Below are 16,520 nucleotides of genomic sequence, written 5' to 3'. Positions count from 1 at the left end.
GTGCATGCGCGCCGATGACTGACGTGCGCGCCGCGGGCGCCACGGCCGAGATCCATTCATGAGGACAGGACCATGCTTTCCGGAATCAGCACCGCGGCGCTTGCCGCCACCCTTTCGCTCGCCGCATCGGCCGCCGTCGCCGGCGCCGCCGACTACAGCTTCGAGCCCGTCACGGCCGAGATGAAGAAGGGCGACGACGTCACGGTCGCCGTTCGTCTCACCCATAAGCAGACCGGCAAGGCCGTGACGGACGCGGTCATTTTCAAGACCCGCGTCGACATGGCGCCGGACGGGATGGCCGACATGGTGTCGGACGTGGCGCCGCTGCCCTCCAAGGAGCCCGGCGTCTACGCCTTCAAGACCGACCTGCCGATGGCCGGGCGCTACCAGGTCACACTCTCCGCGAAGGTGCAGGGCGAGCCCGAGACAGTCACCGGCAAGGTCGTCGTCAAGGCGACGAAGTGAGCCTGCGGGGCGCTCCCCGCGAGCGCCCCGATCTTCCCAACGGATAGCGCGCGTCGCGCGCCTCACGGTGATGTCATGAATATTTTGCGTCTGCTCGCGGCCGGAACGCTCGGCGCCGGCCTTGGTTTGGCTGGCCTCTGGTCGATCCAGACCTCGCCTCCGTCGCTTCGCAGCCATCTCGCCGCCGCGGCGGCCGAGCGAATGCCGCTGTATTATCGCGATCCCAGCGGCGCCCCTGCCTGGTCGGCAGGTCCCAGGAAGGACCAACGCGGGCGGGATTACCTGCCGGTCTACGACGACGATCAAGCCGCGCCGGACCCTGCCAAGCCGAAGCAGCAGGCGGACTCCTCGCGCCGGATTCTCTACTACCGCAATCCGATGGGCCTGCCTGACACGTCGCCTTCTCCGAAGAAGGACCCGATGGGAATGGACTACGTTCCCGTCTACGAGGGCGACGATGCCGAGGATGGCGTGGTGAAGCTGTCGCCCGGCAAGATCCAGCGCACGGGCGTGAAGTCCACGCCGGTCGAGCGGCGCACGCTCCATGTCGCGGTCAAGGCGCCGGGCACCATCCAGCTCGACGAGCGCCGCGTCTCGGTGATCGCGATGCGCGCCGAAAGCTTCGTGCAGAAGGTCGCCGACGTGACCACGGGCACGCGCGTGAAGGCGGGGCAGTCGTTGATGGAGATCTACAGTTCGGCCATTGCCGCGGCCGCAGCAGAATATCTGTCGACGATCAATTCCAACATCGTCGCCGGCAACGCCGCCTACGGCCGCGGCTCGCGCCAGCGCTTGACTAATCTCGATGTCCCGGAGCCGGTCATCACCGCAATGGAGAAGTCGCGCATCGCCCCGGTCACGGTGCAGTGGTCGGCGCCCCGCGACGGCATCGTGCTCGAGCGCAATGCGATCGAAGGCATGCGTGCCAATCCCGGCGACGTGCTGTTTCGTATCGCCGACATCTCACGGGTCTGGGCGCTGGCCGATGTCGCTGAACGGGACCTCGGAAGCATTGCCGTGGGACAGCCCGTGACGATCCGCGCGCGCAGCTTCCCTGGCCGGACGTTCACCGGGTCGATTGCGGTGATCTATCCGCAGGTGAACAAGGAGACGCGCACGGCACGGGTGCGGATCGAGCTCGCCAATCCCGACCTCGCGCTGCTCCCGGACATGTATGTCGATGCCGAGATCGACACGGCCGCCGCGGCGCCGGTGCTGGCCGTGCCGGCCGATGCCGTGCTCGACACCGGCAGCCGTCAGGCGGTGCTGATCGACAAGGGCGACGGCCGCTACGAGCCGCGCGCCGTGAAGCTCGGCCGCCGCGGCGCCGGCCATGTCGAGGTGCGCGACGGCCTGTCGGATGGCGAGGCGGTCGTCACCTCCGCCAACTTCCTGATCGATGCCGAAAGCAACCTGAAGGCCGCGCTGAAGAGCTTCGCGGACGCCGACGGAGCGCAATCGGCCGGCGGCGACCACGCCGGCATGGGAGAGCACAAATGATCGCCCGCGTCATCGCCTGGTCGGCACGCAACCTGCTGCTGGTCCTGTTCGGCACCGGATTCGCCGCCGCGGCCGGCTTCTACGCGCTCATTCACCTCCCGCTCGACGCGATCCCCGATCTGTCCGACACCCAGGTCATCGTCTACACCGAATATCCCGGTCAAGCGCCGCAGGTGATCGAGGACCAGGTCACCTATCCCTTGACTACGGCGATGCTGACAGTGCCGAAATCGAAGGTCGTGCGCGGCTTCTCGTTCTTCGGCGTGTCGTTCGTCTACGTCATCTTCGAGGACGGCACCGACATCTACTGGGCGCGCTCGCGCGTGATGGAGTTCCTGAACGGCGCCGCCTCGCGGCTTCCGGCGGGGGTCACGCCGACGATCGGGCCGGACGCGACCGGCGTCGGCTGGGTCTATCAATACGCCGTCATGTCGAAGGAGCTGAATCTCGCCGACACCCGCACGATCCAGGACTGGAACCTGAAGTTCGCGCTCGCCAAGGCCGAGGGTGTCGCCGAGGTCGCGAGCATCGGCGGCTTCGTCAAGCAGTACAATGTGGTGCTCGATCCGCAGCGCATGCGCGACCGCGGCATCTCCTTGCAGAAGATCCGCGATGCGATCCGCGCCAGCAACGCCGATGTCGGCGGCCGCACCGTCGAGCTGTCCGAGTTCGAATATGTCATCCGCGGCAAGGGCTATCTGAAGAGCATCAACGATCTCGGCAACATCGTGCTCAAAAGCTCCGGCGGTACCCCCGTGCTGCTGCGCGACGTCGCCAATGTCGAGCTCGGGCCCGACGAGCGGCGGGGCATTGCCGAGCTCAATGGCGAGGGCGAGGTGGCCAGCGGCATCGTGCTGCAGCGCTTCGGCGTCAATGCGCTCGACGTGATCGAGAACGTCAAGAAACGCTTCAAGGACATCGCGAGCAGCTTGCCCAGATCGGTCGAGATCGTTCCGGTCTACGACCGCTCGAACCTGATCTATGCCGCGATCGACACGCTCAAGCACACGCTGCTCGAGGAGAGCATCGTCGTCGCCTTCGTCTGCATCGTGTTCCTGCTGCATGTGCGCAGCGCCCTGGTCGCCATCCTGATGTTGCCGGTCGGCGTGCTGATGGCGTTCGGCGCGATGAAGCTGCTCGGCCTAGGCTCGAACATCATGAGCCTGGGGGGCATCGCAATTGCGATCGGCGCCATGGTGGATGCGGCGATCGTCATGATCGAGAACGCCCACAAGCACCTGGAGCGCGCCAAGCCCGACCAGTCGCGCGTCCAGATCCTGATCGACGCGGCCGCGGAGGTTGGTCCCGCCCTGTTCTTCAGCCTGCTGATCATCACCGTGTCGTTCATGCCGATCTTCACGCTGGAGTCGCAGGAAGGCCGCCTGTTCAGCCCGCTCGCCTTCACCAAGACGTTCTCGATGGCGGCAGCGGCGCTGCTCTCGGTGACGCTGGTGCCGGCGCTGATGGTGATCTTCGTCCGCGGCAGGGTCATTCCCGAGCATCGCAACATCATCAACCGCTTCCTGATCTGGATCTACCGCCCGGTCATCAAGGGCGTGCTGCAAGCGAAAACGCTCGTGATCCTCGCAGCCATGGTCGTTCTTGCCGTCTCCATCTGGCCGGCGCGCCAGCTCGGCACCGAGTTCATGCCGAGCCTGAACGAGGGCACGCTGCTCTACATGCCGACCACCCTGCCCGGCATCTCCGTGACCAAGGCGGCAGAGCTGATGCAGATGCAGGACCGGATCATCAAGTCGTTCCCGGAGGTCGCCTCGGTTTATGGCAAGGCCGGACGCGCGGCGACCGCCACCGACCCTGCGCCGACCGAGATGTTCGAGACGGTCGTCAACCTCAAGCCGAGGGAACAGTGGCGTCCCGGCGTCACCATCGACGGCCTCGTTGCCGAGATGGACAAGGCGCTGCAATTCCCTGGCGTCTCCAACGCCTGGACGATGCCGATCAAGGCGCGCATCGACATGCTCTCGACCGGCATCCGCACGCCGATCGGCGTCAAGGTGATGGGCACGGACCTCGCCGAGATCGATCGTCTGGCCAAGCAGATCGAGCGGGTGATCAAGACCGTTCCCGGAACCTCCTCGGCCTATGCCGAGCGCGGCATCGGCGGCTATTACCTCGAGATCACGCCCGATCGCGAGGCTCTCGCCCGCTACGGCCTCCTGGTCCAGGACGTTCAGGATACGATCGCAGCGGCCCTCGGCGGCCAGACGATCACCACGACCGTCGAGGGCCGCCAGCGCTTCAGCGTGAACATGCGCTATCCGCGCGATCTCCGCGACAATCCGAAGGCCATCGCCAGCGACGTGCTGGTGCCGACGCCCTCGGGCGGCGCCGTGCCGCTCGGCGAGGTCGCGAAGGTCGAGCCGGCCCGGGGTCCCACCTCGATCCGCACCGAGAACGGCCAGCTCGCAACCTACATCTATGTCGACATCCGCGACCGCGACATCGGCAGCTACGTCGCCGACGCGCAGCGCGCCGTCACCGAGAACATTCAGTTCCCGGCCGGGTACTACGTGGTCTGGAGCGGGCAGTATGAGTATCTCCAGCGCGCGGCGGCCCGGCTCAAGATCGTCATCCCTGTCACGCTCACCATCATCTTCCTGCTGCTGTATCTGAATTTCAGGGCCATGACCGAAACCCTGATCGTGATGCTGTCGCTGCCGTTTGCGCTGGTGGGCGGCATCTGGATGATGTGGTGGCTCGGCTTCAACCTGTCGGTCGCCGTCGCCGTCGGCTTCATTGCGCTGGCCGGCGTCGCCGCCGAGACCGGCGTCGTGATGCTGATCTATCTCGATCACGCGTTGGCCGAGATGAAGGCCAGGTGTGCTGCCGAAGGTCGCCCCCTGAACCGCCAGGATCTCCAGGACGCGATCATGGAGGGCGCGGTCGACCGCGTGCGCCCGAAGATGATGACCGTCGTCGCCATCATGGCGGGTCTCTTGCCGATCATGTGGAGCACCGGCACGGGGTCGGAGATCATGCAGCGCATCGCCGTGCCGATGATCGGCGGCATGATTTCGTCGACCCTCCTCACCCTGATCGTGATTCCGGCCATCTTCGGCCTGGTCAAGGGACACAGCCTGTCGACCAGAACAGGGACGGCGGCAGGCGCCCCAAGCGAGTCGCAGGACGTGCCGAGGGCCGCTTGACCACACCGACGGCGCCAACAAACGATCGTCACCCCTGAGCCCGCCGACCGTTGATGTGGATCAACCTGAATGGCCCACGTCTGGCCATTGTTGATCGCCCCCTGAAGGAGGACTTGGTCATGCAAAAACTGCCCCTGGCTTTTCTGTTGGCGTTTTCGGCTTTGGCGCATCCCGCCTTTGCTCAATCCTCTACTGACCATTCGGCCCATCATCCTGATCAGAAGGAAGCGCCAGCAACGGATGCCGGCAAATCGGCCAGCGGGGCGAGTTCGTCACAGACCATGATGGGCGGCGGCATGATGAAGATGATGGACGGCATGCCGATGTCCAACATGATGCCGATGATGTCCGGCATGACGCGGCCGTCCGACGATTGTATGGGCGGCATGGAGGTGCTCGATCATGTGGAGGGACGAATCGCGTTCCTGCGGGCGGAGCTCAAGATCACGGACGCCCAGATGCCGGCATGGAACAGTTTCGCCGACGCGTTTCGCGCGCGTGCGAAGACACTCGGCGATCTCAGGACTGCGATGATGTCGCAGGCCGGCTCGGAGACGGTGCTCGACCAGCTGACCGCACAGGAAAAATCGCTATCGGCTCGCCTCGACGCCACGCGAGCGATCAAGACCACCCTGAGCGACCTCGTCGCAACGTTTTCCGACGAGCAGCGAAAGGCGGCCGACGAACTGCTCGCGCCCAATCTCGGCATGCCGCCGATGCGGATGCGGGGCGGCCGAATGAGCTCCATGCGGATGCAGCGGGGCCATTAGGAGAGGATCCGCTCCATGAAGCCGTCGACTCCGCCTCGCTTGGCAGTCGTCAATCCGAACGGGGATCCGCGGCGCTCGTCGGTGTCGTGCAACGACCGGTACGACGGGGCTGCCGGGGGCCGATTGCAAGCGGATCGGCCGCGAGCGTCGCATTCGACGTCCGCGGTCGACAGGGGACGTTGACCTATATAGGGTACCCCCCTATATTATCGCGATGTCGCATACCATCAAGCACAAGTCCAAGCTGCTCGCGCGCGTCCGGCGCATCAAGGGCCAGATCGACGCGGTGGAGCGCGCGCTCGAGGCGGAGCTCGGCTGCGCCGACGTGCTCATGCTGGTCGCGTCGGTCCGGGGCGCCATCGGAGGCCTGACCACCGAGCTGCTGGAGGATCACATCCGGCACCATGTCGTCGACCCCGCCCACGAAAGCGATCCCGACAAGGCCAAGGGTGCCGCCGACCTCATCGAGGTCGTGCGGACCTATCTGAAGTGAGACTGTCATGACCGATCTGTCCCAACTGCTCCAGCAAGGCAGCGCGCATGCGTGGCTGTTCGTGCCCAGCGCGATTGCCCTGGGTGCGCTGCATGGCCTGGAGCCCGGTCATTCCAAGACCATGATGGCCGCCTTCATCGTCGCGATCCGTGGCACCGTCCTGCAGGCCGTGCTGCTCGGCCTCTCGGCGACCATCTCCCACACCGCGATCGTATGGGTGGTCGCGCTCGCCGGCCTTCACTTCGGCCAGGAGCTTTCGGGCGAGCGCAGCGAAGCCGTCCTGCAACTGATCTCGGCCGTCATCATCATCGGCATCGCGGCCTGGATGGTCTGGCGCACCTGGCGGGACCAGAGTGGACACCATGACCATGACCATCATCACCATCACGACGCGCCGCGATCGGTCGCGCTTGCCGGCCACGCGCTGTCGGTCGAGATCTTCGAAGATGGCGTGCCGCCGCGTTGGCGGATCCGGGACGAGACCGCACTCCCGGCCGCCGACACGCTCCACGTCACGACCGTCCGTGACGACGGCCGCGAGCAGCGGTTCAGCTTCCGGACCAGCGGCGACGTCCTGGAGAGCATCGAGGAGATCCCGGAGCCGCACGCCTTCAAGGCACGCATCACGCTTGCCGGGGAGTCCGTGGAGATGCTGTTCGAGGAGCACACGCACGATCACATGGACCTCGGCGACGAGGACGATGCCCATGCGCGCGCCCACGCCGACGACATTCGCAGGCGCTTCGCCGGCCGTACCGTCACGACCGCACAGATCGTCCTGTTCGGACTGAGCGGCGGCCTGATCCCTTGCCCCGCCGCCATCACGGTCCTGCTGTTGTGCATTCAACTGAAGCAGTTCAGCCTCGGCTTCGTCCTGGTGCTGTGCTTCGGCATCGGCCTGGCCATCACCATGGTGTCCGCCGGCGTGCTCGCCGCACTCAGCCTTCGGCATGTCGAACGCCACTGGTCCGGCTTCAGCCGCTTCGCGCACCGGGCGCCCTATCTCTCGGCTGCTCTGATCGTGCTGGTCGGGAGCTATATGGGTTGGCTGGGCCTGCACGAACTGATGACTTGAGGCGGAAGTGCTCCGGTGGGCGGGCCCGAGCAGCACGTTCGAAGCCGGTCCAATCGCGCCAAGGACATGCCTTGAGCGCAACCTTTCCTGTCAGCGCATCGCGAAGAGCTCCTGGTGGAACCGCTCTCTGATAGGAAAGTCTTGCGCACCGAAGTCTCGCCTGAGCGCCTCGCCGAAGGCAGTCGGACCGCAGAACCAGATGCTTGCGTTGCGCCAGTCGGGCACTGCCCGGCGAACACGTTCGCCCGTCAGCCGCCCGTCGCGGGCATCGATGAGAACGTGCAGGCGAACATTGGCTGAACGCGCATCCGCAGCGAGCTTTCCCAATGCCTCCTCGTCGACATCCGCCGTGGTGTGAAACAAGTCCACCGTCGCGACGGGGCAATCGGGGCTCCCCTTCCGCATCGCCAGCTCTTTCATGCGGGCGACAAAAGGCGTGATACCGATGCCACCACCGATCCAGATCTGGTGTGTGCAATCGTCGTCGAAGGTGAAGCAGCCATAGGGGCCTTCGACCTTCACCTCCTGCCCGACATGGAGCTTCTCCCGCAACTGGCTCGTATGGTCCCCGAGCTCCTTGGTGATGAAGGTGATCCGGGGATCCTCAGCGTTCCAGCCGGACGCAATTGTGTACGGATGTGCGCCCTCGGAGACGTCCGACGTGGCAAAGGCGAACTGGCCCGGCTTGTGCCCGGGCCAGCCATGGGACACCTCGATTTCGGTCTCCATGGCTCTGACGCCGGGATAGTATTTGAGCGACGTGATCCTGCCTTTGACCTGCCGCCCGGCGCCGACGCGTTGCAGCAGCGTAATCGCGGCCGCCCACGTCCCGCAGGCAAGCATCGCCGCCATGGTCAAGCCGAGCGGCGACATCCAGTAGCTGAACTTTGTCAGCGTGACCGCATGAAAGACCAACACCAGGTACGCCAGGGCGAGAAGCCGATGTGTCTTGTAGAACAGCCGATACGGGAAGGACTGAACGAGCGCCAAGGCAATCAGCACCACCGTGCCGTAAAAGGCCCACTCGCCGAGCCCCTCGGCCGATCCATGCAGGCTCGCAAACAGAGACTCGACGGGATTCGCGATGGGCGGCCTTGCCCCACGCTCCGGCCGCGCCAGCAGACCCCAGCCGACCGCCCATTTCGGACCGTTGGCCCAGAGCCAGTGGACGATGGCGGTCACAAGGGCCGCGATGCCGAACCATTTGTGCAGGCGGTACATCTTGTCGAGGCCGCCCAGCCATGCCTCCGGCCAGCGCGGTCGCAATGCGAGGATCATCGCCATGCTCATGCAACCGATTGCCAGGACGCCACTCAGCTGCACCATCCTTTCACGGAGTGGAAAGAAGGCGCCCGGTCCAAATGGATCTGGTTCCGCAACCAGCCACAGCAGCGAGAGAACCGCCAGGGTCCCCCAAAATGCTCGCTTGAGATTTTGCATGCGGGCTTCTCTCACGACGATGTCGGCACAATCCTGGACTGATTGAGCGGCACAGCCTTGAGCTGGCTCAAGCCTGATCGTCATGAGCTGCAAGCCAACTTCAACAGGGCTCGCAGGGTGTTCTCGTTCAGTTAGTTTGGCTGATGACCGTTGATAGCTGATCCGGAAGGCCTCGAGGCAGCGCCCGAGCTTGGCGAGAATGCCGATGCCTGATCGTGGGCTCGAGCAACCTCGGCCGGGATCTCGGCTGCGACGTCGCGCTGCAGGCAGAACTGATCGACGATCCATAGCAGCGCCATGGCCGCTTCGGGCTGGCGAGACTGCGCCGTCCGCAAGGGCGCGAGCGTCGGCACCGCCATGTCACGGCGCTCCGCCTGAGCGTCAGCGAGAGCGCGGTGCGCGAACCTCGCGATCTCCTTGGAAGAGAGAACCGGGCGCTAAACCTTTTGGCATGACATTCATTCCCATGACGCCACGAGGCCACCGCATCGCGATGCGAGCCCGAAGCCCGCAGCCGCAGGTGGAGGCTGCTGCGTAGATGCACTCGGCCAAATTGGCCTCGCTCACCCGCGCATGGGCTCCCTGCGCCCGGCACAATCGTCACAGAACGCCCTCGCCGCTGCCCGTGCCGCCGGTCAAGTCGGCTTTTGCGGGGCGGAACTCTCACGTTTTCCTGATTCCTGCGTCAGAACGCCGCGGGCCGAATTCGCCTATGGTCCGGCGCGTTTCCAACCCACGGAGGTTTTCCGCATGCGTAAACTGATCATCGCTACCGCCGCCCTCGCGTTCGTCTCGTCGGCCGCTCTTGCCCAGTCCACGGAGAAGCCGATGACGACCACCGGCCAGTCGGCGAAGAGCGGCGACGCCATGGGCGGGGGCGACACCATGAAGATGAGCAAGACGAAGAAGAAGTCGGCCAAGAAGACGTCCGGCGACGGCATGTCGAAGTAGATCCAGCGCGGGCGTGCCTCAAGGGGCACGCCCGGCGCTGCCAGTGGCTCGGACCGGTCGGTCCCGGTCCCGTCTGGAGAGCGCAATCGCGTCTGATCTCTTCTTCCCGCGCCTCATGGACGCGCCGCTGGCGGCGCCTCTCACGATGCGGGTCTCAGCGCCCGTGATCTGACGTGTCTATGCGGCCGCCAGCCCCATCTGCTGCAATCGCCCCGCGAACCAGGCCGACAGTACCGGGTCGATTCGGGCCCCGACATAGACCTCCGGCGTGATCACGTGGCGGCGGTCGAGAATCACCAGCACGCCGATCCAATAGGCAAACCACAGATGCGGGTCGGTCAGCGCCATCAGCTTGTGGCGGTCGTGCGCCAATGGCTGGTGGTTGCCGGCCTTGCGGACCTCGATCGCCAGCAGATTGTCGGGCACGGCGCGCTTGTGCACGACGATGTCGGGGTAGATCGATTTTCCCAGCTCGTCGTCGGTCGAGACGATGGTGCCGCGCGGGAGGAGCATGGCGCGGTCGCCGAGCCGGTTGTAGTCGCAATCGACGTCCCAGCCGAGGAAGTTGCGCTCCAGATGCACCGAGAGCCGGTGCGTCAAAGCGCGCTCACCGAGATCGCGGTCGAGGATGAAGCGCTCGCGCGCATAGAACTCCTGCAACGCGGAGATCAGCCGGTTCAATTCGCTGTGCATGCCGCCCAAACAAAACAAACGATGGAGACGTCACCATCAACACGCGATCGTGCTGAGTCGCCAACCACATAAATGCTGACATGACGCTGCCATCAACCGGCGGCCGATTTGCGGCCGCCGGGTTGCGGGCGGAGGAACCTACATCTGCACTTCGATCAGGCGCGGACCGTATTCGGCGTTCGCCTCGGCCAGCGCGGCATTGAACTCGTCGGCCGAGGTGACGGCGCGGCCGGGAACGCCCATGCCCTTGGCCATGGCGACGAAGTCGAGCGTCGGGCGGTCGATCTTGAGCATGTCCTGGGCGCGCTGGCCCGGCTCGCCGGCGCCGACGCCGTCGAACTCGCCGCGCAGGATCTGATAGATCCTGTTGGCGAACACCACCGTGACGACGTTGAGGTTCTCGCGCGCCTGGGTCCACAGCGACTGGATCGTGTACATGGCGCTGCCGTCGCCGACGAGGCACATCACCTTGCGATCCGGGCAGGCCACCGCGGCGCCGGTCGCCACGGGGGTCGAGAAGCCGATCGAGCCGCCCATGTTCTGCAGCCAGTCATGCGGCTTGGCGGCCGCCGTCGGCGGGAAGAAGCCGCGACCCGTGGTGATGGATTCGTCGACCACGATCGCGTTCTCCGGAATCGCATAGGCGATCGCCTGCGCGATGGTGGCGTGGTTGAGCGCCCCAGTGGGCTTGATCAGCTCGGCGAGCGGCTGCGGCTTGACGTCCGCGGCCTTGGCGCCGAGATGGCCGGCGAGCGCCTCGAGCGCGGCGGCCGAGTTCTCGCCCCACGCCGTCATGCGGTGGACCTCGGTGCCCTCGGCCTTCAGCATGCTCGGCTTGTTCGGATAGGCGAAGAAGGCGACGGGGTCGTTGGCCTCGACCAGCACGATGTGCTTGTAGTTCTTCAGGATCGGCAGCGCCTGCTCGATCACGTAGGGAATGCGGTCGATCGAGAACCGGCCGGCGCCGCGCGCCATGCGCGGGTGATAGGTCTGGCCCATCACGCGGCAGCCGGTCTTGCCGGCGATCTGCTGAGCGAAGGTCAGCGCCTGCTCGGTCAGCGCGCCCGCGGTCATCAGCACCAGGGTCTCGGGACCGTGGGCATGCAGGATCTTGGCGGCCTTCTCGACCGCATCGGCCGAGTAGCTCGGGCGCTGCGTCTCCGCCGGAACCTGGGCGATGCCGTCGGCCTCGTTCCAGGCGGTGTCGGCGGGCAGGATCAGGGTCGCGATCTGCGGCGGCGCGCTCTTGGCGGCGGCGATCGCCGCGGCGCCGTCGGCGGCCACGGCCTTGGCGCTCGGCGAGGTCCGCACCCAGTCCGACATCGGCCGCGCCAGGCCCTCGATGTCCGAGGTCAGCGGCGCGTTGAAGCCGATGTGGTAGGTGGCGTGCTGGCCGACGATGTTGACGATGCCGGAGCGCGCCTTCTTGGCGTTGTGCAGATTGGCGAGGCCGTTGGCGAGCCCGGGGCCGAGATGGAGAAGCGTCGAGGCCGGCGTGCCCTTCATGCGGAAATAGCCGTCGGCGGCGCCGGTGACCACGCCCTCGAACAGGCCGAGCACGCAGCGCATGCCCTCGACACGGTCGAGCGCGGCGACGAAGTGCATCTCGGACGTGCCCGGATTGGTAAAGCAGACGTCAACGCCCCCCGCGACCAGGGTCCGCACCAGGCTTTCCGCACCGTTCATCCTATTCTCCTGCTGATTCCGCGCGCCATTTGCAATGCTGGGCAGATCAATCATTGTTCGCCCGCGGCGTCAAAGGGGCTGGCCGCATTGCTGCCATCGCCACGGTGCTCATGCGCGGGCTTGGCTAACAGGATGTTGGTCCAGGACGCGGGCGATTTTCCGTGGGATTTGGGTCACGGACCGTCGCCACATACCGGCCTCACGCCGCCGTGGGTTGCGAAGTGCAACCGTTTATGGCCTGTCTGCGAACGGAATTTGACGTTTGCCAGGGGATGGAAATGAAGCGCTGTTTGGCTTTGGGAATTGCTGCGGTGGCGTCGGTGGCAAGCGCCGGAATGGCGCGGGCGGAAATGTTCGACACCAGGGACATCTTCGGCGGCGGGCCGAACTTCTACCAGGGCGCCGTCAGCCCGATCCCGCGCGAGACCGTGATGTTCCAGAGCCAATATGCGCCGGGCACCATCATCGTGAACACCAGCGAGCGCCGGCTCTATCTGGTCCTGCCCGGCGGCCAGGCGCTGCGCTACGGCATCGGCGTCGGCCGTGACGGGTTCCGCTGGAGCGGCGTGCACCGCATCACCGCCAAGAAGGAATGGCCGGCCTGGACTCCGCCGTCGCAGATGCTGCGGCGCCGGCCCGACCTGCCGCGCCACATGGCCGGCGGCATCGAGAACCCGCTCGGCGCGCGCGCGATGTATCTCGGCTCCACGCTGTACCGAATCCACGGCTCGAACGAGCCCGAGACGATCGGCCAGGCGGTATCGTCGGGCTGCTTCCGCATGACCAATGACGACGTCGCCGACCTCTATGACCGCGTTTCGGTCGGCACCACCGTGATCGTCAAGAACTGAGCGCCGCACGCGGCCGCGACGATGAAGCAAGGTCCCAGCGCGCATCCTCGCCAGGAGCGGCCCCGCTCCTGGCGCCCCGTGCGGAGCGCGGTGGTGGCCGCGCTGGCTGCGCTCGTGACCATGCCGCTGCCGGCGTCCGCCGCCGAGATCCCGGCGATCGCCGCCCGCCAGCGCGTCGAGAAGAAGAGCTTCACCGACGCCGAGATCACCGACGGCTTCTTCAAGACCGCGTTCGGCGCCGAGTATCACCTGGCGGGCCGGGTCGACCGCATCCGCAAGTACAGCGCGCCGGTGCGGGTGTTCGCCGACGGCCGCCGCGCCGACCGCAAGGCGCAGCTCGCCAAGGTCGTCAGCGACATCGCCGCCCGCATCCGCAACCTCGACATCGCGATGACCGAGACCGACGGCGACGCCAATGTCCGCGTCAAGCTGGTGCGCGACCGCGACCTCTACCACACCATCAGCCAGGCCTATGGCAGCGAGCGCGCGCGCGAGATCAAGACCTCGCTGGATCCGCAATGCCTGTCCGGCTTCCGCAAGAACGAGGCGTTCGAGATCGAGCGTTCCGACGTCATCCTCACCGTCGACAACGGCGATTTCGTCTTCCTCGATTGCGCCTATGAGGAGCTGCTGCAGTCGCTCGGGCCTATCAACGACACCGCGAGCGTGCCCTGGACGATGTTCAACGACAACGTCTCGATGGGCTATTTCGACGTCTACGACCAGTACATCCTCAACATGCTGTACGACCCGCGCGTCAAGGCCGGCATGACGCTCGCCGAGGTCAAGGCCGTGCTGCCGGACGTGCTGACGGATGTGCGGGCCTGGGTGAGGAAGACCAACAATCTGGCGGAGTGAGAGGGGTTGAGTTCGCGGGGGGTCTTGGCCCTTAGTTGAGGTTCCTATCGCGCGTCAAACTCTGGTGTCGTCCCGGCGAACGCCGGGACCCATACGCCGCGGCCCTGCGATGAAGCACGCTGGGCGAGACCTTCTTCCAACAATCAAACTCGGTGGTTATGGATCCCGGCGTTCGCCGGGACGACACCGGTTTTGCCGAAACGGACCCGGCAACTCAGTAGCGGCGGCGGCAACTCCGCTACTTGCAAATCCCCTTCAACGCCCGCCATTCTTCCGCGCTCAGCAGCGGCGGGCCGCTCGGCGGCCGGTCTTCGGCGCGCATGCGGGCGAGACGGTCCTCGCTGAGCGGATGGCTGGCCCACAGCGACGGGCGCTTGCCGTCCTCCTTGCCGGTGATGCGGAACAGCAATTCGCCCATCGGGCGCGTCGGCCGTCCGAGCTTGTGCATCACCTCGATCGCGAAGCCGTCCGCGGCCGCCTCCGCCTCGCGCGAATAGGACGCGTTGATCATGGCCCGCGAGGCGAAGACCGCCGCGCCCGCACCGGTGACGTCGCCGAACAGCAGGCCGATCAGGAACGAGCTGCCGCCATTGTGGATCAGCTGCCGCAGGTTGTCGCGATGCTTGAGGTGGCCGAGCTCATGCGCCAGCACGCCGGCGACCTCGTCGGGGTCGTTGGCCTTGTCGAGCAGCCCCCTGAACAGGAAGAACCGCCCGCCCGGCAGCGCGAAGGCGTTGGGGATCGGCGTGTCCAGCACCTGCGACGCGATGCCGTCGTCGAGGCCGGCGGGGCGGCGCAGCGCCGTCACCAGCTTGGCGAAGGCGGCCTGCCCGGCCGCCTCGGTGCAGAGCTTGTCGCCGAACACGGTCTGGATCTGCACCACGGCGGCCTCGCCGAGATGCCGCTCCATGGTCGGCGGCACCAGCGGCGTCAGGCGGTCGGAGGCGAACGGAATCACCACCAGCACGACGGCGACGATGGAGGCCGCGGCCGCCAGCGACCAGCCGACGATGCGCGCGATGGCGCCGCGGGTCATCCTGTTCTGGTCGATGTGGCCGCAACGCGCGATCAGTTCGGCCGACAGCGCCGCGTCGCGGATCTCCAGCCGCGCCAGTGGCGACGCCGACAGGCAGCTCACGCGCAGCGTGCCGCTCGGCGCATCGACACGGCGGATGTCCTCATAGGGCCAGGAGACGAAATTGTCGGCGCTGCGCATCACCAGCTGATTGGCGAGGCCGATCGTGACCGTCTGCCGCCGGTTGGATAGTCCGTCGAAATAGACCGCGGGGCCGCCGAGCGGAGCAGCCGGCTCGACCGGCGTGGCGTTGGCTGGCGCAGCCGCGCCCGCCGGCCCGGGATCAGAATCCGGCGACGTCGAGTCCATCGGCAAACCCTTCGCCGAGCGCGCTGGCCAAATCGCCCTTGGCGGCGACATTGGCCATGGCCTCGATGCCATGCACGTGAACCGACTGCAGCACCTTCGCCCACATGTCGCGCACCAGATAGAGCCGCATCACGACGTTGAGCGCCAGGATCCAGGCGATGTAGCCCAATCCGACCAGCACCAGCATCGGCACATTGTCGGACAGCGCCTGCACCTGAGGCAGGCCGTCGCTTCCCGGCCCCAGCAGCTTGATCATCAGCGCGGCGACGCCGCTGAAATAGGCGCCGGAGGCGATCGACAGCAGGAACCACCAGCCGATCACCTTCCAGTAGAGACCGTAGAAGGCATTGTTCGGCAGGTCCGATTCCAGCCGCACGCCGCCGAAGCGAATGCCCGACAGCCACCAGCGCCACTCGATCGCTTTGAACTGCGCATAGACGAATGGAAACAGCGGAAACAGCAGCAGTGCAAACGGCGCGACCAGCCACAGATACCAGGCGCGCTTGAAGAACTCCCAGCCGCGTCCCTCGAAATCGCCGCTGACATCGCCGTAATGCGAGTGCCGCATCTTGTAGCGCTCGAGCGCGGCGGCGCGCCACGGCCAGGCCAGCCCCAGCGTGACCACCGCCAACAAGGTCCACAGCATCGCGCGGCCGGCATAGGCCCAGCCCGAACCCGTCATCCAGAACCGGATGCCGCGCCAGACCGTGCGCGTCAGCCGGTAGCGGCGCGCGCGGAAGATGGCGAACTGGCCGAACGCGTAGAAGGCGATCACCAGCGGCACGCTGGCGAAGCCCTGGTAGCGCTCGGCCTCGACGCCGATGAGGAAATAGGCGAGATAGATCGGGACGAGGATCGCCATCGCGAACAGGAAGCCGATCAGGAGCTCCTTGCCGCGCCCGGTATATTCGGCGGCATCACCGTCGACAGCCGTGTTGACCCAGAGATGCCGGCGGATGTCGGTCGCGAGCCAGAAGCGGTAGAAGCCCAGTGTGATCAGTTCGATGGCCGCCCCGCGGCTGACCAGCCGGAAGAACTCGCCACGCGCCCCCGAGAAGGTAGCGGTGAGAGGCGGAAGCGGCGGCGGCTGCTCCGGAACGTAACTCATCTGGTTCACGGCTCAGGCCTCCGACACACGCAAAAAGATCTACAATATGCCTCGATGGTTCGTCGCCGGGACGACTCCG

Annotated in this window: 15 protein-coding genes; 9 read left to right on the top strand and 6 right to left on the bottom strand. The window is 66.1% G+C overall.

From position 1 onward, the window contains the following. Window positions 1–72: 72 nt before the first annotated feature. From ACQR1X_RS07195 to ACQR1X_RS07170, 6 genes are all read left to right on the top strand, one after another. Window positions 73–465, top strand: a complete 393-nt coding sequence (locus ACQR1X_RS07195; protein WP_316177460.1) for a FixH family protein — start codon at window positions 73–75, stop codon at window positions 463–465. Window positions 466–540: 75 nt separating this feature from the next. After that, complete coding sequence (locus tag ACQR1X_RS07190) at window positions 541–1,965, top strand: efflux RND transporter periplasmic adaptor subunit (protein ID WP_434898569.1); 1,425 nt, start codon at window positions 541–543, stop codon at window positions 1,963–1,965. Continuing rightward, window positions 1,962–5,132: an efflux RND transporter permease subunit gene (locus tag ACQR1X_RS07185; protein ID WP_434898568.1), complete on the top strand. Its 3,171-nt coding sequence runs from the start codon at window positions 1,962–1,964 to the stop codon at window positions 5,130–5,132. Before ACQR1X_RS07190 ends, ACQR1X_RS07185 begins: the two co-directional genes overlap by 4 nt. Window positions 5,133–5,185: 53 nt before the next feature. Then, window positions 5,186–5,902, top strand: coding sequence for a Spy/CpxP family protein refolding chaperone (locus ACQR1X_RS07180; RefSeq protein WP_434886714.1), 717 nt, complete (start codon window positions 5,186–5,188; stop codon window positions 5,900–5,902). A gap of 214 nt (window positions 5,903–6,116) precedes the next feature. Then, window positions 6,117–6,395 (top strand): metal/formaldehyde-sensitive transcriptional repressor, encoded by a 279-nt coding sequence (locus tag ACQR1X_RS07175; protein WP_315714001.1) that lies wholly within the window; start codon window positions 6,117–6,119, stop codon window positions 6,393–6,395. Between the two features lie 7 nt (window positions 6,396–6,402). Then, window positions 6,403–7,470, top strand: coding sequence for a nickel/cobalt efflux transporter (locus ACQR1X_RS07170; RefSeq protein WP_434886715.1), 1,068 nt, complete (start codon window positions 6,403–6,405; stop codon window positions 7,468–7,470). A gap of 90 nt (window positions 7,471–7,560) precedes the next feature. On the opposite strand, the gene ACQR1X_RS07165 is transcribed toward ACQR1X_RS07170, so the two are convergent. Both ACQR1X_RS07165 and ACQR1X_RS07160 read right to left on the bottom strand, forming a co-directional pair. Then, window positions 7,561–8,910: a ferredoxin reductase family protein gene (locus ACQR1X_RS07165; protein ID WP_434898567.1), complete on the bottom strand. Its 1,350-nt coding sequence runs from the start codon at window positions 8,908–8,910 to the stop codon at window positions 7,561–7,563. A gap of 131 nt (window positions 8,911–9,041) precedes the next feature. Next, window positions 9,042–9,269, bottom strand: coding sequence for a hypothetical protein (locus ACQR1X_RS07160; RefSeq protein ID WP_315803202.1), 228 nt, complete (start codon window positions 9,267–9,269; stop codon window positions 9,042–9,044). A 391-nt stretch (window positions 9,270–9,660) separates the two neighbouring features. Between ACQR1X_RS07160 and ACQR1X_RS07155 the strand changes: the two genes are divergently transcribed. Further along, on the top strand, window positions 9,661–9,861 hold the full coding sequence (locus ACQR1X_RS07155) for a hypothetical protein (RefSeq protein ID WP_315803201.1): 201 nt from the start codon (window positions 9,661–9,663) through the stop codon (window positions 9,859–9,861). Window positions 9,862–10,038: 177 nt separating this feature from the next. Here ACQR1X_RS07155 and ACQR1X_RS07150 read toward each other — a convergent pair whose 3' ends face one another. Together ACQR1X_RS07150 and ACQR1X_RS07145 are read right to left on the bottom strand one after the other, a co-directional pair. Continuing rightward, window positions 10,039–10,554, bottom strand: coding sequence for a hypothetical protein (locus ACQR1X_RS07150; protein ID WP_316177447.1), 516 nt, complete (start codon window positions 10,552–10,554; stop codon window positions 10,039–10,041). Window positions 10,555–10,692: 138 nt separating this feature from the next. Continuing rightward, entirely contained in the window at window positions 10,693–12,240 is a 1,548-nt protein-coding gene (locus ACQR1X_RS07145) for an acetolactate synthase large subunit (protein ID WP_316177445.1), read from the bottom strand. 278 nt (window positions 12,241–12,518) lie between these two features. Here ACQR1X_RS07145 and ACQR1X_RS07140 point away from each other — a divergent pair, with 278 nt between their 5' ends. Then, window positions 12,519–13,091, top strand: coding sequence for a L,D-transpeptidase (locus ACQR1X_RS07140; RefSeq protein ID WP_315803198.1), 573 nt, complete (start codon window positions 12,519–12,521; stop codon window positions 13,089–13,091). A 120-nt stretch (window positions 13,092–13,211) separates the two neighbouring features. Continuing rightward, window positions 13,212–13,949, top strand: coding sequence for a DUF2927 domain-containing protein (locus tag ACQR1X_RS07135; RefSeq protein ID WP_316177662.1), 738 nt, complete (start codon window positions 13,212–13,214; stop codon window positions 13,947–13,949). A 238-nt stretch (window positions 13,950–14,187) separates the two neighbouring features. On the opposite strand, the gene ACQR1X_RS07130 is transcribed toward ACQR1X_RS07135, so the two are convergent. Together ACQR1X_RS07130 and ACQR1X_RS07125 are read right to left on the bottom strand one after the other, a co-directional pair. Then, complete coding sequence (locus tag ACQR1X_RS07130) at window positions 14,188–15,333, bottom strand: M48 family metallopeptidase (protein WP_315803197.1); 1,146 nt, start codon at window positions 15,331–15,333, stop codon at window positions 14,188–14,190. Beyond that, window positions 15,308–16,441 (bottom strand): DUF898 family protein, encoded by a 1,134-nt coding sequence (locus tag ACQR1X_RS07125; protein ID WP_434898607.1) that lies wholly within the window; start codon window positions 16,439–16,441, stop codon window positions 15,308–15,310. Before ACQR1X_RS07125 ends, ACQR1X_RS07130 begins: the two co-directional genes overlap by 26 nt. Window positions 16,442–16,520: the final 79 nt, after the last annotated feature.

Origin of the sequence: Bradyrhizobium sp. HKCCYLRH3073, assembly GCF_051167995.1 — a bacterium.
Taxonomy (GTDB): Bacteria; Pseudomonadota; Alphaproteobacteria; order Rhizobiales; family Xanthobacteraceae; genus Bradyrhizobium.
This window is presented reverse-complemented; position numbering and strand designations above follow the sequence as displayed.

What these genes read in the sequence shown, in the direction of transcription:
- ACQR1X_RS07180 (WP_434886714.1), top strand. Translation starts at nt 5,186, where the DNA reads ATGTGGATCAACCTGAATGGCCCACGTCTGGCCATTGTTGATCGCCCC.
- ACQR1X_RS07135 (WP_316177662.1), top strand. Translation starts at nt 13,212, where the DNA reads ATGCCGCTGCCGGCGTCCGCCGCCGAGATCCCGGCGATCGCCGCCCGC.
- ACQR1X_RS07130 (WP_315803197.1), bottom strand. Translation starts at nt 15,333, where the DNA reads ATGGACTCGACGTCGCCGGATTCTGATCCCGGGCCGGCGGGCGCGGCT.
- ACQR1X_RS07175 (WP_315714001.1), top strand. Translation starts at nt 6,117, where the DNA reads ATGTCGCATACCATCAAGCACAAGTCCAAGCTGCTCGCGCGCGTCCGG.
- ACQR1X_RS07185 (WP_434898568.1), top strand. Translation starts at nt 1,962, where the DNA reads ATGATCGCCCGCGTCATCGCCTGGTCGGCACGCAACCTGCTGCTGGTC.
- ACQR1X_RS07155 (WP_315803201.1), top strand. Translation starts at nt 9,661, where the DNA reads ATGCGTAAACTGATCATCGCTACCGCCGCCCTCGCGTTCGTCTCGTCG.
- ACQR1X_RS07160 (WP_315803202.1), bottom strand. Translation starts at nt 9,269, where the DNA reads ATGGCGGTGCCGACGCTCGCGCCCTTGCGGACGGCGCAGTCTCGCCAG.
- ACQR1X_RS07150 (WP_316177447.1), bottom strand. Translation starts at nt 10,554, where the DNA reads ATGCACAGCGAATTGAACCGGCTGATCTCCGCGTTGCAGGAGTTCTAT.
- ACQR1X_RS07165 (WP_434898567.1), bottom strand. Translation starts at nt 8,910, where the DNA reads ATGCAAAATCTCAAGCGAGCATTTTGGGGGACCCTGGCGGTTCTCTCG.
- ACQR1X_RS07195 (WP_316177460.1), top strand. Translation starts at nt 73, where the DNA reads ATGCTTTCCGGAATCAGCACCGCGGCGCTTGCCGCCACCCTTTCGCTC.
- ACQR1X_RS07170 (WP_434886715.1), top strand. Translation starts at nt 6,403, where the DNA reads ATGACCGATCTGTCCCAACTGCTCCAGCAAGGCAGCGCGCATGCGTGG.
- ACQR1X_RS07145 (WP_316177445.1), bottom strand. Translation starts at nt 12,240, where the DNA reads ATGAACGGTGCGGAAAGCCTGGTGCGGACCCTGGTCGCGGGGGGCGTT.
- ACQR1X_RS07125 (WP_434898607.1), bottom strand. Translation starts at nt 16,441, where the DNA reads ATGAGTTACGTTCCGGAGCAGCCGCCGCCGCTTCCGCCTCTCACCGCT.
- ACQR1X_RS07140 (WP_315803198.1), top strand. Translation starts at nt 12,519, where the DNA reads ATGAAGCGCTGTTTGGCTTTGGGAATTGCTGCGGTGGCGTCGGTGGCA.
- ACQR1X_RS07190 (WP_434898569.1), top strand. Translation starts at nt 541, where the DNA reads ATGAATATTTTGCGTCTGCTCGCGGCCGGAACGCTCGGCGCCGGCCTT.